The sequence below is a fragment of the Psychrobacter sp. 16-MNA-CIBAN-0192 genome (assembly GCF_040309565.1).
Classification (GTDB): domain Bacteria; phylum Pseudomonadota; class Gammaproteobacteria; order Pseudomonadales; family Moraxellaceae; genus Psychrobacter.
On sequence record NZ_JBEOOX010000174.1, the window covers coordinates 1 to 278 of the forward strand.

Sequence of the window (278 nt, forward strand, 5' to 3'; positions counted from 1 at the left end):
CTATGTTTGAAAACACGGTAACTCTGACGGCTACGACTCCTAAAGGCACTAAGCTTACATCAAAAGATGATGTATCTGTGGTCCTGAACGGCGCCTCGCAAAATGGTCTATCTGTTGATGAAAAAACTGGCGTAGTCACTTGGGTTGGTTCAATGGATTTACCTGAAATGGTCACGACTAGTGGCACAGGTACATATCCTAATATTACCGCTCTTGGCTTAAGTCAAACACCTGCTTGTTTAGACGGTTGTGATGAAACTACATTTGTATTTACAGTT

1 protein-coding gene is annotated in these 278 nt (G+C 42.1%); it reads left to right on the top strand.

Annotated features, from left to right (window positions below; translation table 11 throughout):
* Nucleotides 1-77: 77 nt before the first annotated feature.
* On the top strand, nt 78-278 hold a 201-nt coding region (locus AAEY78_RS12805; RefSeq protein ID WP_352339704.1), incomplete at its 3' end, for a hypothetical protein.